We start from the raw sequence: 15,590 nt of genomic DNA, 5'->3' as shown, positions 1-15,590 counted from the left end.
CAAAAATATCCTTACTACAAAGGTAGTAAAAAATCTGGAAATTCCCAGGAAACTATTTGTTTTTGTAGAACTTCCTGTTTAATTTTCCGTTATAGGTGCGTTCTACCCGATCGGCCTGCGCATACAAAAAGGGAATTTTATAGGATTCCAAACGGGTTTTCAGATACTTGACCAGGGCTTTCTGATCGAGAGGGCGACCGGCCTGTGTGACATAGATGAGCTTTAATACATTGCCCACCACAGGATGGTAGGCACAGACACAAATGCAATCGGTAATATCCGGATAGGCCATCGCCACATTTTCGACTTCAATCGGCGAGATCTTGTAACCACCCACATTGATGACATCGTCTGCACGACCTTCCAGCCTGAGACGACCCTGCTCGTCCACGTATCCTAAATCGGAGGTATAGAGCGTATGATCGCGCAAGACGGTACCCGTCAGCGACGGATCGCCCAAGTATCCGCTCATCAGCATCGGACCGCGACAGGCAATCGTCCCCTCCGGCGTAATGACAACAGATGCATGGCGCATGGGCTTTCCCAAACAGCCGGGTATGCACCCGTCATGGCAATAATCGTGCGTCGAAATAATGCCTGTCTCGGTAGACGCATAGGTGTTGTAAAGCCGGGTCGAAGGCAGGATGCCGCACAGCTGCTCCATGTCGCTCTGTGCCATCGGAGCCGCTCCCGTCTCAATAAAATCGATTTTGGAAGCATACTCATGCAACTTGTTCTTTCCAAACTGCATCAGTATACGCAGACTTGCGGGAACCAAAAAGGTAGCAAACTTACGACACGGATAATCGAGCGCAGAGAAAAAGGCGTTGATATCCTTGATGCCTTCGGTGATAAGGATGGTTCCGCCCACTACAATCATAGGCCATATTTTGGAAAGACTTCCGATATGATTGAGCGGACCGCTGATGACAAACGTTACATCCTGGTCAAAACCCTGAGCACCTATCAAATTCTCGGCATTGGCCAAGATGGCAGTGTGGCTCAGCATCACTCCCTTCTGGTTTCCGGTAGTGCCTGTGGTGAACAGGATATCGGCAATGTCGTCGGGGATGGGATTCCCGGCAACCACAGACTCGATCTCGGAGAAACGGATTTCCGGAATGTCTTTTTCCAAAGGAACAATCGCCCTGTCGGCCATGTGAGCCGCAAAATACGTAACGAGAAAATCGATCGACTGGGAAGACCTGAGCACCAGCCCCTTCTGTCCACAACCGGCCAACGTCCGGGCACGCTCCTGGACCAGCGTACAGAGCCGGGCATACGTGATATGCTCGCTACCACAGACCACAGCCAGACGATCGCCAGCCGTCGTGGCATGCTGTAACAGATAATCCTCAATCCGTCTCATTGTTTCGCCGCCAGTTTATCTTCTACCATCTTGACAATTGCATCCAGATTCTTGAGATTTTTGGGAGTAGCATCCCGGGCTTCCAACTCGATGTCATACTCCTGGGACAATGTCATCAAAATGAGGGTAACACCCAGCGAGTCCAGCTCACTAAACAAAAAATCAGAATCCAAATCGATAAGAGGAAGAATCCCCTCAAGAAGTTCACGAATACGCTGTTTCATAATTGTTCTTTTTATTATTTACAGTTGAAACTTGCACCTTCACCACATCTTCCACACTGAACAAAGGCTTGTATGCACTGACCTTCGCAGCATTGGCTCCAGCTACAAAATTAATATTGACAGGCAAGTTCGTACATTGCTGATAAAGCATCTTCAGACTATCGGCACCAATGGCATAGACCGGCACATAGGGATGGACCAATGCAAACAGCAACGTAAAAACGCCTTCGGTATGATCGTCTATCAGGACATACGAATAGTCATCGAAAGAGGTGTCAATCCAAGCTGAGAAATTGTGGTAACGCCTCAACAAATCCAAGGCATATCCTCTTTTCCCGACCCGGCCAAACAAGCCGGCTACAAGCTCGGCAAAGTAGTCCGTATCCTCCAGTTTCCGGCATAACTCTTCGTAGTACAACCGGTAATGGCGGCGGAACGCATTGGCCTGTTTACGGGTATCTGTATATATGGACTTGTCATCACACAATACGCGCTGACCGATCTCGACATACAACTTGGCCCGATTCTGGAAAGCCTTATGTGTAGGCAGCACATGGCCTGTCCCATGAATGTACAAAGGAAGGATGTCTGCCTGCAATATTTTGGCAATATGGAATGCTCCGGAATGGAAACGCAAGATGCGCCCATTCTGCGAACGCTCGCCTTCCGGGAAAAAAACGACTGTATAGCCACGGTCGATATGATACCTGCAATATTCTATCATTTCGTCCATCGTATAGCTGGTACAGGTAAACTCCGCCAAACGCAATACCGGCTTGACGATCGGGTTCTCCCATACCCGCTTGCCCGTAACGATCAGCAGTTTAGGAGAAAGAATGAGCAGGCACAACGGATCGATCAGAGACTGATGATTGCAAATGGCAATAGAGCCACGCTCGAAAGTCTCGTTGTATGGATTATGGATGTCACAAAACAACCACGGATGAAGGCGCAGATCGAGCTTGAAGACCTTATGCATGATCCGATGAAAGTCATCAAGCCTCCTTTCGCGCGTTCTTCCACACCAAGTCCAAAACGCCCCTCTTACCGTACCATAAATCACTCCCAGGATAAATACGACGGCAGCTATCGCCATCAGTACCACCCGACGAACGGTCAACGGTGCATCAAGAAACGGGTTACACCGATTGTTTACCATATTTATTCTTTGAATCTACAGGATTGGAATATATTCCCAAGAAAATGTCATAAAGCAAATCCATCTCGCACGATTCAGCGTAATTCTGAAGCTTGAGCAAATGCTTCATGTAGGCATCTTTCTGTTCACTGGTATAATATGAACCATACATCGTATTGCCAAACCTCAAGTCGTGGGCAATGTAGTTATTGGGAGTAAGGCGATAGGCACGACAGATGCGTTCATCGAGAAGAGAAGCTACCTGACGGTTGAAGTCGCTGGTCGTAGCCTCGCTGAACTGCATCAAATCGTCTTTCGTCACCATATCGCAAAACTCAATATGTACCCGGCCTTTGGGCTGCATGATGCCTGTCAAGATACTGTTCAGATCTTCACCCGGCTTCTTCACATACTTGGTATTCTGAGAAGCATACAATTCGAGCGTCTTCAAAATGTCGCATGACTCCCACTCGTAGCTGACAGCAACCGGCACGATGTTCAGCTCGGCCAACGAATCGACCTTATTATCCGTCCGGCTCATGCCAAACATCTTAATGATGCCCTGATCGGTACGGTCGATCCCGTCTTTGGTACGTCCATTGCGCTGGGCAATCCATACAGACTCTTTCTTTTGCGTCAGCGTATAACGAATATATTCGCTCAAATGAAGCGAAGCACGATAAAAATCGCGCGGATTGTTGCCCGGACGTTCTACCTTGAACATCTTGTTCGACTTACCGATATCGGTAACCAACTGGCCCTGCATGAGATTCGCGCCAAACGTAATCTCGGAAGTCTCGTGCCCGTTCATGTAAAGAATATACTGCAACAGACAGGCATCGAGCATGATATCACGATGGTTTGACACAAAAAGATATTTCTTGGCCGGATCCAGCTTCTCGATTCCACCATAAGAAAACTCAGTAATGCTGCGGGCAATCACCTGCTCGTTGACACAACGCATAACCTCGAGCTGAAAATCGCGCACGGTGCGATAGGAACGTATCTGATCGCGAATATCTTCGATATGCTCATGCGGATAAACATAAGAGGCCAGCAACGGAAAGGACCCGCTATCGGCAATGCGCTGCATCGCTGCCGGTATCTCCTCTTCATAATAGGGACGGATATCGTCAAACTTAGCATCTCTTTCAACCATATTTCTTACTCGTTTTATTTATACAATTCTTTTATCCATTTCATAAACTCACTGCGCCACTGCCTGCACTCTGCCGTTCCCCGAACATTGGATGCTCCAAATCCATGCCCCCCTGTCTGATACTGGATGTATCGGTGAGGGATACCTTTACTCGTCAAAGCCGAATCAAGCAGCTCTGAATTATGGTACTTCACGACTGGATCGTCCTTGCAGTTCACCAGAAATACAGGAGGACAGTCTTCCGGAATATGACGCTCGACCGACAAGGAATCGCGCATCCTGCGACTGAACTTTCCCCATTCTCCAAGCAACGCCCTGCGCGAACGCTTATGCGTGACCGGATGGGACATGGAAACCACAGGATAGATGGGCGCCACAAAATCGGGACGCAACGACTCGGCATGGGAAATGCCCTGGCTTGCCAGAAAGTCTGTCGCATGAAAACAGGCTGCGGACATGACCAAATGACCACCCGCCGAAAAGCCCATCGCTCCTATCCTGGAGGGATCGATGTCATAGCGGTCGGCCTGCTCACGGAGCAACTGAATGGTGCGTTGGAGATCCTCAATCATATCGGGATGCTTATGGCCTCCAAATATCGCCCGGCTGTGGAAAATATAGGGGAATATGCCTTGAACCCTGTATTTCAACACGAACGCCGCAATGCCTTCTTTCTGAAGCCAACGGGCTACATCCGTTCCTTCGACCTCATAATCGTGCCAGCAATAGCTGCCACCCGGGCAGACGATCACCGCCAAACCGGCATACTGATTCGTCTGAGGGAGAAACGACTGAAGGGTCACACGACTACTGCCGACATCGGTCCCATCCCAAATATGAATGATCTCCTGTGCCAACACCAACTGCCGCACGCAACCAACAAGAAGAGCAACAATAAAAATAATACGTTTCAACTTCTTATCTTTCGACTACCTTATGATCCAGTATATGTTTTATTTCCTCCAGACTCAACTGACGGTACCGATGCTGCAGATCTGCCTTGAAATCGACGACAAAATATTCTTCATCGTAAAATGACAATTTCGAGTTTGTATCGGGAGTACATTCTATATAGGTACACTCATCGAGCACAAGCCCTTTTGCCTCACAGATCTGTTTGGCAAGCTTCTCGCCGGCATATGTCACACTTGTACCAGGATTGTCCTGATACAACTCTGTCACAATAATATAGGTATGGCCTTCCACCTGACGGATCTTCAAACCGCAAAGGGAAGGCATATCCCACTCACCTTTATAATTAAAGATTTCATCGTAATAATTGGGTGATACTTTCATAATTGCTATTATCTCATTTATTCACATTCCTTACTTTTCTATCGACATCACGTCCAAAAGACTTATTTATGAGACGTCTGTCACGCGGACGATAAGTTCCCTCTTCCATTTCGCGCAAAGCTACATTGCAGAACAAACGGAACATCTTCTGCTCCTGGCTTTCATCCTTATAGAATGTCTTCCAAGCATAATCGTACAGATCCTGCAATTTCTCCGGCGACATGTGCTTGGGTTGGAATACCACTTGTCCGGCATTGTAATGATTCCAGTCAAAATCAAAAATTCGACCTTGACGCAACAGATCGTCATAACCCTTGGTATGAGGGAAAGGAGTCATTACGGTAAATTCAGCTAAATCCAAATCAATTTCTCCCAAGAAATCGATCAAACGTTTACAATCGTCCTCCGTCTGATTGTCGAGTCCCAAAAGGATGGTACCCTCTACACCGATGCCATAATCGTGATAACGCTTTACACGTTCCTTAATATAATCGGACGTATCGTATACAGCCTGGTATACGTACCATGCACCAGCCTTAGCCGCAAGATCAAGAATCTCGGGATCGTCTTCGATCGTATGGCTGATCCACTTCTTCTTAAGAGGAGCTATTGCTGTAAACAATTCCTTCTCCCACTGTTTGTTCTGAGCCAAGGAATTATCTACAATAAACAATCTGTTATTGTCGATGCTTGCCATATCCTCCACAACCTTATCTATGGGTCTGGGGCGGAAGACACGTCCACCAAGGTAGCTGACCGCACAGGGATAGCATGAGAAACGGCAGCCACGCGAAGCATGGAACAGATCGACCATAGGCACACCTTTATGGTTGTAAAGTTCGCGCTTATAGAGATCTCTACGACAAGGACCTACATCCTCGATGGGAGGAAATTGAAGCATGTAATTATAGACTTTCTTAAGGCAACCATTACGCCAGTCTTGCAGCATCTGCTCACTGCGTCCCTCGGCCTCGCCTAAGAAAACGCTATCAAGATGTTCCACCATCTCATCGGCATGGAGCATGGTTGCAATACCTCCGGCAAGCACTTTCTTACCACGTTTCTGATACTCGGCCGCAATTTCCCACCCACGTTTTACCTGGGTAGAAAGCATCATAGACAAAGCAACAAGATCGCAAGGCTCGTCGAAATCAATATCTTCGACGTTCTCGTCTGTAAAAGAAATATCCACATACTCCGGTAACGTAGCCGCAAAAGCAACCGGACCGTGAGGCGGTAAGTTGAACGTTGTTTGCCCCGGTAATTTCTTCCATTTCGGATAAATCAATTTTAATTTAATAGTACTAGTGTCCATAACTGTGTTTATTTATGATTATTTATCTTATCCAATATTACTCCACGGCCAACAATCGCCTCGGCCGTTTCAATCGCTGTCAAAGGGACCCCACAAATGCCATGGAGATTCACATTCTGACCTGTAAGCAAAAGGTTGCGAACTTTGGTCGCAATGGGCATCTGGGACTGAAGCATGTTTTTACAATCACACCGATGACCGTACAAACTACCTTCCTTTACTCCATAATAATCGCGAATGGTCAGTGGAGAGGAAGCAAAGGAAACATCAATGGCATCCCTGAATCCCGGTTTCAGCATGTCCATTTTAGCAATCACCTTGTTTGTCAAACGTTCTTTCCACTCCACATAATCATTTCCCCGGTGACCGATGGTCGTATGTTCCCATTGACGAACGGCATCGAAAGGCATGACACAATTTATAATCATGCGGTTCGCCCACGGGCCCTGATTGTGGGTAGGAGGAGTGATAAACATAAACCCTTGAGGAAAACTGTCTTCGGTATACTCGCCCAGGTTCCAAACGGTTTCGTAGTTCTCCTGGAAATAACAGGGATGATTGACATAAGGATAGGACTCCGGCTTGAACTTTATGTAAACACTAAAAGCCGAATAGCTGTTGGGAATCTCTTTTATCCGATTCACATAAATACGGGGAAATGCCCCATCACCCGTCAACGCAAAAAGTGTAGCAGGATGGACATCGCTGATGTACCAGTCGCCAACATATTGCTTTTTGCTCTTGGTCATGACAGATTCGACAACTCGGTCGACCACTTTTACAGACTCTACCGCATCACCGGCAATCACATGTCCGCCGCAAGATTCGATAACCTCTGCCAACCGATCGGCCAGCTGCTGGCTTCCATCTACAAACTGGCTTGAACCGTTTATATACAATACATTTATCAACGCATGAACATAAGCGGGAGTATGACCAGCAATACCTCCATACATCGGACTCATATATGCCAACAGGTCGCGCAATCTACGATCGGAAACATATTGTGCAATGAACTCATCGGCCGGCATGAAGAAATCATCGCTGTGTGAAAATAAACTCATCTCACTACTGCGCAAATAAAAGGCATCGACCTCATAAGACAAAGCATACATCGCATCCATATAGCGCTTTATACCCTCTGAGTCGGCAGGAAACTGCTGCTGAAGGTAACGCGTAAATGCATCCTTACCGGTAGGCAAAGTATAGAAGGAACCATCCTCTCCATACAAAATGGCATCCATGGCGTCCGCATCCGTATGCCGTATTTCAAGCTTGTCCAAGATACCCAGATAGGCGCAAATACGATTCAGACTGCCACCGGGATGAAAGCCACCCAGTATATGCATACCCGTTTCGAAACATGTCCCGTTACGCTTAAAACACTGTAAACCTCCTCCAATGACATTGTTCTTTTCGAGGACTGTCACTTCCACGCCTTCCTTACTAAGAAAAGCACCGGTAAACAGTCCGCCTAATCCTCCACCTATAATAACCGCTTTTTGTTTCATCTTCCTGCAATTAAATTAGTGAGTACTCTTATAAATCAGCGTTTGATATATCATTGTAAAGTTGCTGCTTATCCAAAATCTCGCTACAGGTTATGATTGAGCCGACCAACGTGCCCAACATTCCATGTGAGTTGACATTTTGTCCTGCCAGCAGCAAATTAGGAATGCGTGTCCGATGCGACACACGCCCACCAATACCTTTATTCACATCTTTGGCCACACCATACATCGAACCGGCTTCAGTCCCTGTATAATCCAAATAGGTCAAAGGAGTGGACGTATAATAATCCTCTATACACGAACGGATACCCGGAAATTCCTTTTCCAAAGAGTTGATCAAGGTCTCGGCATGCTTCTTTTTAAATGCTTCATAATCGGCACCCCGCTTGCCTATTTGGGTCCCTTGCCATTGGTTCACATCCTCCATCCTCATATACGAAAGCACAACTCCAGCTTTAGCATACTGCGGATTGGGTTCATGGCAAAAATGCATATACAAATATCCCTTAGGCCAATCCTCACACGAATAGTGTTCGCAATCCCATGGAGTATCCTGATTGTAAACATAATAGTTATAGTTCATATAGGGGACTGTATCTTTCTTGAAATGGAAATAAACAGCAAAACCACCTATTGTCTGACCAATATTCAAGATCCTTCTGCGATAGGCATTACGGATAAGAGGGGTATTACCCAGCATCTCAAGGGTACGGAATGGATGGGCACTGGAGATGACGATATCGGCACGATAAACCTCTCCATTTTCACATAAAACTCCCACGGCATTCTGGTCATCGCACATAATCTCAGTCACCTTATGACGCAGCAAAACACGACCTCCATATTTATTTAATACAGTCTGCAATGCCTGGGCTATCGAATCGCTTCCTCCAACCACACGGAAAGCACTCTGATTATAGAAATCCATGATAAAGGCATGCATGCTAAATGGAGTTTTCCCTTTTTCAGCACCATAAAGAGGCAAATTACCCGCCAGGACCTTGGCCAACAACGGATCTGTTATCACGCTGTCTATCACTTCATCCATAGAGCGCATCTGGTACTCCAGATTGGTGACGGTATTATCTTCTTCCAGCCTGAGCGTATGTACAGACGAGGAATTGGCTACATTTTCAATCAGATCCCAATAGCGCTCCAGATTCGTTTGTTGGTCAGGAAAATAGTCCGCCATCTGCTTAATGAAAGCTTCCCTTCCATTGGCAAACTTATACTTCTTTCCACAAAGGGATATGACATCATAACCGTCGGGATCGAGCCGGGACAACTGAACCTTATCCTCAATCTCCAGATTTCGCATCAGTTTATAGAGAATCTGCCCCTTGTCAGCACTCCCAATGAAATGCATTCCGGTTTCGAACTTTACGCCTTTCCGCTTAAAGCACTGCAAGCAACCTCCTATTTGGGTAGATTGCTCCAATACGACAACACGGTAACCCGCTTTCGCAAGAAAAACGCCAGACGAAAGTCCACCCAATCCGCTTCCTATTATGATCACATCTTTCCCGTTCATCCCTTTGCTATATATTGCTGATTAATGAAATGCAAATTAGAAGGTATGCCATAGGTATTTATCGCTATTGCATGCAAATCTTCATCGGATTCATATGCGTATACTTCATGATCCGGATGGGTAAGCGCAGCTATCCACGCAATTTCACCCTGACCGCTATCCGGTATCACAATTGTCTTATCACCAGCTACATATTGCCGGATGATGGCCGGATTGTCTGCAACAGTCTTCAACATCCGCTTGCAACGGTGCTCCACATCAACTCCCTTATACACATATTTATATTTTACCAAAGGAAGACAATATTCTACATCTTCACACTTGTTTCTCATTGCACGATAATGTTCGACATACCAGTTGTACCAATGAGTCCTTAAAGCACGATCGTCGTAACCCGCCATTTCGTCAAACGTCATCCGCTTATGGACTTCGACAGTTATCTTGCCACGGCGAAGCATGAAATCGCGCTTGGGCAGAACATCTGAAAGTCCATGTAGCATAACGGGCAAGATGTCTACTTTCAACGTCTTTGCCAAGAAGAAAGCCCCCTTGTGGAAACGCATTATCTCATGCCCGGTTTCGCGAGTCCCTTCCGGGAAAACCACGACTGAATATCCGCGACTGACCAAATCGGCCAACCGGGGCAAATTCTTATCTACACCATCGGAAATCGGGTAGAACTCCGCTGCACGGATGATAGCGCCATAAAACGGATTATGCCAAACCCAATCATTGGTAAGAATGACTATCTTGGGAGACATCATGAGCAGGCACATGACATCCAGATGAGACTGATGATTGCATATAATAACGGCCGGCTTGTCAAAAGTCTCCTTCACCTCATTTATATACTGGAATTTAACACCTGGCACACGATATATCACGTAACGGGAAATAGCCTGCAACACTTTATGGAAAAACTCCCGACAACGTTTGGAACGATACAAAACATAACGCTGGAACAACGCATAAGGCTCAAACACCAGCAAACTAAACACCAGGAAGAAAGACATAGCCCAAATGGAGCATAAAAGTCTGTCAATGGTTATCGGGATTTCACGGAAGACGCCACGTTTAGTCGTCAACCATCGGAAAACAAGCGGAGGCAAATAGAACGTCATAAGCACTACCGTTACCATGCCTATAATGGCGACCTCCGCCAAACTGCGCAATGCAGGATGCTGAGCCAAAATCAAAGTACCAATACCAATAAACATCAGTACGGCAGAAAGCATCACACTGTTTTTATAGGATTTCAAACGAGCTCTCCCATATGCATATTCGTAGGTCAACCCTTCTGTAATAAATATCGAATAATCATCTCCCTGACCGAAAATGAAGGTGGCAAGAATAATGTTTACGATATTGAACTGTATGCTGAATATATCCATAAAGCCCAATATCCACAGCCAACTTACAGCCAAGGGTAAAAACGAGATAATACTCAATTCTAACCGGCCAAAAGACAACCATAAGAAAGCGAATACGACAAATCCACACACAAACCCAATGTAGTTGAACGAATCGGAAAGGACAGTTACCAAACTACTGCTTACATCCGTGCTGTCAAACACAAATGCATCCATCGATTTTTCTTTTATGTCCGTTCTCAGCAATTGTTTGACAGCGTCTACCTGGTTCTTTTCTATTTGCAGGATATTCACAATACGTACACTACCGTCTGCATTGTGCAGAATATAGTTACGTCCTATAAGATCCAATAATGGATTTTGACTATCAAGGTCTTGAACTTTACCTTCACATAAATCAAAAAATGGAGAAAAAGCTACAGAAGAAAATCCAAGCCGTTCAGCCTCTTGTTTGGTATGATCGATAACATCGGAATGACATTCCCAAAAGGCTGTCCATTTATCCATACGATCGTGTAGCCTCTCGGAGGATGGAACCAGACCATTTATTCCATAAACCTTATGAACATGAGGAACGTCGTCTATCAATGCTTGTAATCTTTCGTTGGCGTGCAAGGCTTCATCCAGATTTTCACCTTTCGAAACAGCAAAAACACTTGTAAGGGAATCATTCGACTGGACACTGGTAAATAAAAGTTTCAAGTTTTCCTGTTGTTCCGGCGTCATATAGTTGATATGCTGAACATTGGAATCAAAGGAAGTGCCCAAACTAAGATAGCCCAAGATAATAGTAAGCACTATTACCACAGGCAACAGCAATTTCCGGAATGCATGAGGCATCCTAAACTTTACGTCAGGGAGGATGAAGTAAACCTTACCACCCTCTGTCCGACGGGAAACAAGAGCCGGAAGAATTATCAATACAAAGGCAATTGTCGCTATCAGCATCAACGAACCGAATATGCCCAAATCCCGCATTGCATCCGCATCAATGAAAACCAGACAAAGGAAAGCACTCACCGTCGTCACATTTCCTATAAGCAACGGCGTAACCATTTCCTTTAATGCATTCCGACAATTGACTTCATGCCGTAAATGATCTAAAAAATGAAGAGGATAGTTTACTGCAATGCCGATAATCACCGAGCCGATGCCCAATACAATAATGGATATATTGTCGTAAAAAACAGATATGACTCCCAATGCGACCAGCCATCCAAAGACTATGGAAATCCCTATCCAGAAAATATCACTCCAACGGCGGAAAGAGTAAAACAAGACAGCAAATATCAACAGGACGCTCAAGCTGACAGCCAATAAACTATCGTTCTTAATTTGAGAAGCGTTGCCTACTGCAATAACCGGCGCACCAATGCTTGAAACTTTAATATCGGGATAACGGTCCATCACTTTATTGGCAACTTCATCTATCAAAGAAACCAGCTTCTCGTTCTGTTTAGATTCGCTTATGCCATAGGGACTGGACAGCAACGCTATTCCACACTTGCCATCCTTACTGAAAATATGTGCATCAACAATTTTATAATGGTCACTCACTTCATTGCTCTGCAAGTCTTTTGTCACGAAAGCACTCAAATGCAACGGATCAAAAGGTAACGATTGGGTCAGCATGCTCCCCAAAGGCAACATCAGCAAACGCCGGTTCTCTTCCATTTGTCGCTGGACAAACCCTTCGGAAGTGACCATGCTGTCAAGATGACACAAGTCTTTATCTGAAAGCAATAAAGGATACATCTGCCAGACATACTTGAAAACGCCCAACATGCGTTCTTCATCGACCGTCACCAACAGATCTTTTACCATGCCTACCGTATCGGAAGCTGTAAGAACCTCCTCATAGTAGTCCATTGCAGATATCAATTGAGTCGTGTCGCCCCTGAATATTATCGCAACTCGATCTTGTCCTCCCAATTTTGTATATACAGTTGTATACTCTTCAGTTTCTGGATCAACAGGAAGGAATGCAGATATATCCTCCTGATACTTTATCTGAGAAGCAAAAACCAAACTTAGCGTCAACAAGACCAATAAGAGCATGACAGGCACCCAACGATGACGAGTCATTTTATCATATATCCGAAGAAAGAACCGAATCATATCTATTATTTCTTAAAGAAAATCCTACTTATTAGCATTCGAGGCCCCCCATATAAAACGGCAAGCACACACAATACCGTATTCAATACACTTATACGAAAAAAATCCATTCCTGGCCTGAAATGGCTTACCCGTTCACCAACTGGAGGATAATAGACATTGATGGACACCGGTACCAGTTTAATGCCATGCCATGCGGCAAAAACCAACATCTCCAATTCAGCCTCATAACGAGAGGTAACCCACCACATGGTCCCCATCTGCTTAAGGGGGTATAATCGATATCCAGTCTGAGTATCGGGAAGCGACTTACATGTCTGTACCTTAAACCAGAAATTGGAAAACTTATTCGCAAAAGTATTGCCCGCAGGCATGTTTTTAGCAGTTATATCGCGACTCCCGATAACAAGTGCATCAGGGGTATCCATAATAGCCTTTACAAAAACCGGAATATCTGAAGCAAAATGTTGTCCGTCTGCATCAATAGTGATTGCATACCGAAAGCCCTTTGATCGAGCATAAGCAAAGCCTACTCTCAGAGCATGTCCTTTACCTTTATTCTGACTATAGCCTACAACTTCCACAGCTTCATTATCAGCATAAAAGGATAACAAGTGGCCTGTATTGTCTGTACTCCCGTCATTAACAATCACAAGAAAGGGAGTCCATTCCAAACAACTATCAATAACAGACTGCAATGTTCCGGAATTATTGTATGTTGGTACAATCACACAAATTCCTAAATTCTTCATTTGCTCCTTGACTTGCATTTTTATATCGGCGTATATATATAGGTCAACGAAATCTTAGCAAATAACTTTTCCGATGTTAACAAAAGAGCTGTCACTTTCAAATTACATTCACTAATCGACAACTTTTGAATTGAAACTTCAAGCGTTGTATTTTCCATCGGGTTCAGCACTGATAGAAACTTTAGATTTTTTATTTCACTAAGATACAGTTTTCTATCCAAATGCTGTTCCAACAATTCTGTAAGAATCTGAACCTGGCATACTCCAGGCAAAATAGGTGAACCTGGAAAATGAGCTTTAAAAATTGTATGATCAGGATTTAATCTTATCAAGAATGTAAGCAAATCATTTTCACATTTCACACCATCAACAGAAAAAAAACCGTCACTCAATAGCATTGATCGATTGAAATTTATAGGTTATATTATATTTTATATTTTCCAATTCCACGATTGCATCTTCGCAAGACAACCTGCGTTTGCGAAGTTGCTTGGAGTTATTCTTTTCCCGAAACAAGACAGACAAATCTGTACATAAAACCTTTTTTATATACCATTTATTCAGCATTTTTATAACATTCTTCAACTTTGTCTTATCTTTTCTCTTATCATAAACAAAATCGAATGCCTTAATTCCAAATTCATTTATCAAGCTACCAACAATCTCATCACCCTTATCACGCAACACACATATACCCGTTATATGAGCACGGTCCATATCAATGCTGACGCTATATTTCTGAGATTGAACAGACTGGGCTTGCAATGCTTGTGCCTGACAAACTACAGAAAAGAATAAAACGCTAATCAACAGTAAACATTTTCTCATCGATATCCACATTTATCTTATAATCATACAAATAAATATGTGTCATATCACCCGTTTGTTCTATCAGCTCTACTTGTGATATCATACACTTTTGAGGATTTATATGCAGCTTGATAGTCTTAAACAGCGATTTGAGTTCTTTTTTTAAAGGACGTAAATCAGCAATCCATTCATCTTTATCGTTGTACATCGTCACATCAAAATCTTTCTTTTCAGTCAAACACCGTCCGGTTACACTGTTTACCATTATTTGTGTTATTTCCTTAAAGATCTTACTTTGATTGATATCTATAACATCCAGACGATCAGTATTCTTAATCATCACCTGCGAATCGCTTATGACGAATGTATATTCATAGGGTTTCAAATACTGCCATCGTAAAAGTGCCGGTTGGTGATAAAACATAACACCAGTACTAATGAGCTCTTCATTGAGCATATTCAATGTCTTTACTTGCCGAAAGGAACATTGCATAGATCGTACTTCCCCCGCAACCTTCTCAAATTTTTGAATCATAGAAGATTGTTCTACTGCATCTACTCCTTTTTGAGGCATCGCATATAAACTATAAACGAATGCCGACAGAATCCAAATCAGCCTTTTCATATTATTAAATATATTATTTCGCGATTATACAACATCCTGTTATTATCAATAAGGTACCTAACCATTTGCTCAATCCGACCTGTTCGTGGAAAAAGACAACAGCTGCAATAAGTCCAAAAACGTAACTTAAAGATATCATTGGATAGGCCATGCTTAAAGGATATTTTTTTATTATGTACATCCATAATAAACTGCTCAATCCAAAGCAAACGCCACAGAATGCAAATTGCCAATTCCAAAACACAGAACGCCAAAATGCAAAACTCCAATCAAATGGAAGCATCCTGGCAAGCCCAAATTTCAACAGGACCTGCCCTATCGCAAGCAATGCACTTTGTAAAACAGCTAATCCTATCAAATTAAACATTCCAC

General features: G+C 44.1%; 15 protein-coding genes. All 15 read right to left on the bottom strand.

The features are described from left to right. Positions 1-52: 52 nt before the first annotated feature. The 15 genes from HF894_RS10795 to HF894_RS10725 are packed head-to-tail and all read right to left on the bottom strand — an operon-like array spanning position 53 to position 15,585. On the bottom strand, positions 53-1,369 hold the full coding sequence (locus HF894_RS10795; protein ID WP_204972287.1) for a class I adenylate-forming enzyme family protein: 1,317 nt from the start codon (positions 1,367-1,369) through the stop codon (positions 53-55). Next, entirely contained in the window at positions 1,366-1,593 is a 228-nt protein-coding gene (locus HF894_RS10790) for an acyl carrier protein (RefSeq protein WP_021848192.1), read from the bottom strand. Before HF894_RS10790 ends, HF894_RS10795 begins: the two co-directional genes overlap by 4 nt. Further along, the gene (locus tag HF894_RS10785; protein WP_204972285.1) at positions 1,574-2,752 is read right to left on the bottom strand and encodes a lysophospholipid acyltransferase family protein; all 1,179 of its coding nucleotides are present in this window, start codon (positions 2,750-2,752) and stop codon (positions 1,574-1,576) included. The genes HF894_RS10790 and HF894_RS10785 overlap by 20 nt, the downstream gene beginning before the upstream one ends. Further along, positions 2,733-3,890 (bottom strand): 1-acyl-sn-glycerol-3-phosphate acyltransferase, encoded by a 1,158-nt coding sequence (locus HF894_RS10780; protein ID WP_204972283.1) that lies wholly within the window; start codon positions 3,888-3,890, stop codon positions 2,733-2,735. The genes HF894_RS10785 and HF894_RS10780 overlap by 20 nt, the downstream gene beginning before the upstream one ends. 14 nt (positions 3,891-3,904) lie before the next feature. Then, positions 3,905-4,762: an alpha/beta hydrolase gene (locus HF894_RS10775; RefSeq protein WP_317196547.1), complete on the bottom strand. Its 858-nt coding sequence runs from the start codon at positions 4,760-4,762 to the stop codon at positions 3,905-3,907. A gap of 46 nt (positions 4,763-4,808) precedes the next feature. Further along, positions 4,809-5,186, bottom strand: coding sequence for a hypothetical protein (locus HF894_RS10770; protein WP_021848188.1), 378 nt, complete (start codon positions 5,184-5,186; stop codon positions 4,809-4,811). Between the two features lie 13 nt (positions 5,187-5,199). Further along, positions 5,200-6,501, bottom strand: coding sequence for a B12-binding domain-containing radical SAM protein (locus tag HF894_RS10765; protein ID WP_246593221.1), 1,302 nt, complete (start codon positions 6,499-6,501; stop codon positions 5,200-5,202). An 8-nt stretch (positions 6,502-6,509) separates the two neighbouring features. Further along, positions 6,510-8,012, bottom strand: coding sequence for a phytoene desaturase family protein (locus HF894_RS10760; RefSeq protein WP_204972279.1), 1,503 nt, complete (start codon positions 8,010-8,012; stop codon positions 6,510-6,512). Between the two features lie 28 nt (positions 8,013-8,040). After that, positions 8,041-9,543 carry a phytoene desaturase family protein gene (locus HF894_RS10755; RefSeq protein ID WP_204969742.1) on the bottom strand — a complete coding sequence of 501 codons (1,503 nt, stop codon included), beginning with the start codon at positions 9,541-9,543 and terminating at the stop codon, positions 8,041-8,043. After that, positions 9,540-13,031, bottom strand: a complete 3,492-nt coding sequence (locus HF894_RS10750; RefSeq protein ID WP_204972277.1) for a 1-acyl-sn-glycerol-3-phosphate acyltransferase — start codon at positions 13,029-13,031, stop codon at positions 9,540-9,542. The genes HF894_RS10755 and HF894_RS10750 overlap by 4 nt, the downstream gene beginning before the upstream one ends. Before the next feature lie 5 nt (positions 13,032-13,036). Then, a complete protein-coding gene (locus tag HF894_RS10745; RefSeq protein WP_021848183.1) occupies positions 13,037-13,801 on the bottom strand; it encodes a glycosyltransferase family 2 protein in 765 nt (254 codons plus the stop codon). A gap of 2 nt (positions 13,802-13,803) precedes the next feature. Beyond that, positions 13,804-14,181 (bottom strand): hotdog family protein, encoded by a 378-nt coding sequence (locus HF894_RS10740; RefSeq protein WP_021848182.1) that lies wholly within the window; start codon positions 14,179-14,181, stop codon positions 13,804-13,806. Continuing rightward, on the bottom strand, positions 14,168-14,611 hold the full coding sequence (locus HF894_RS10735; RefSeq protein WP_204972275.1) for a hypothetical protein: 444 nt from the start codon (positions 14,609-14,611) through the stop codon (positions 14,168-14,170). The genes HF894_RS10740 and HF894_RS10735 overlap by 14 nt, the downstream gene beginning before the upstream one ends. Beyond that, complete coding sequence (locus tag HF894_RS10730) at positions 14,586-15,218, bottom strand: LolA family protein (RefSeq protein ID WP_204972273.1); 633 nt, start codon at positions 15,216-15,218, stop codon at positions 14,586-14,588. Before HF894_RS10730 ends, HF894_RS10735 begins: the two co-directional genes overlap by 26 nt. 13 nt (positions 15,219-15,231) lie before the next feature. Beyond that, positions 15,232-15,585 carry an EamA family transporter gene (locus HF894_RS10725; protein ID WP_204969747.1) on the bottom strand — a complete coding sequence of 118 codons (354 nt, stop codon included), beginning with the start codon at positions 15,583-15,585 and terminating at the stop codon, positions 15,232-15,234. Positions 15,586-15,590 lie beyond the last annotated feature (5 nt).

Origin of the sequence: Caecibacteroides pullorum, assembly GCF_019239235.1 — a bacterium.
In the GTDB taxonomy this organism is placed as follows: Bacteria; Bacteroidota; Bacteroidia; order Bacteroidales; family Bacteroidaceae; genus Bacteroides; species Bacteroides pullorum.
The sequence above is the reverse complement of the archived record's forward strand: the minus strand, read 5'-3'. Positions and strand labels throughout refer to the sequence as shown.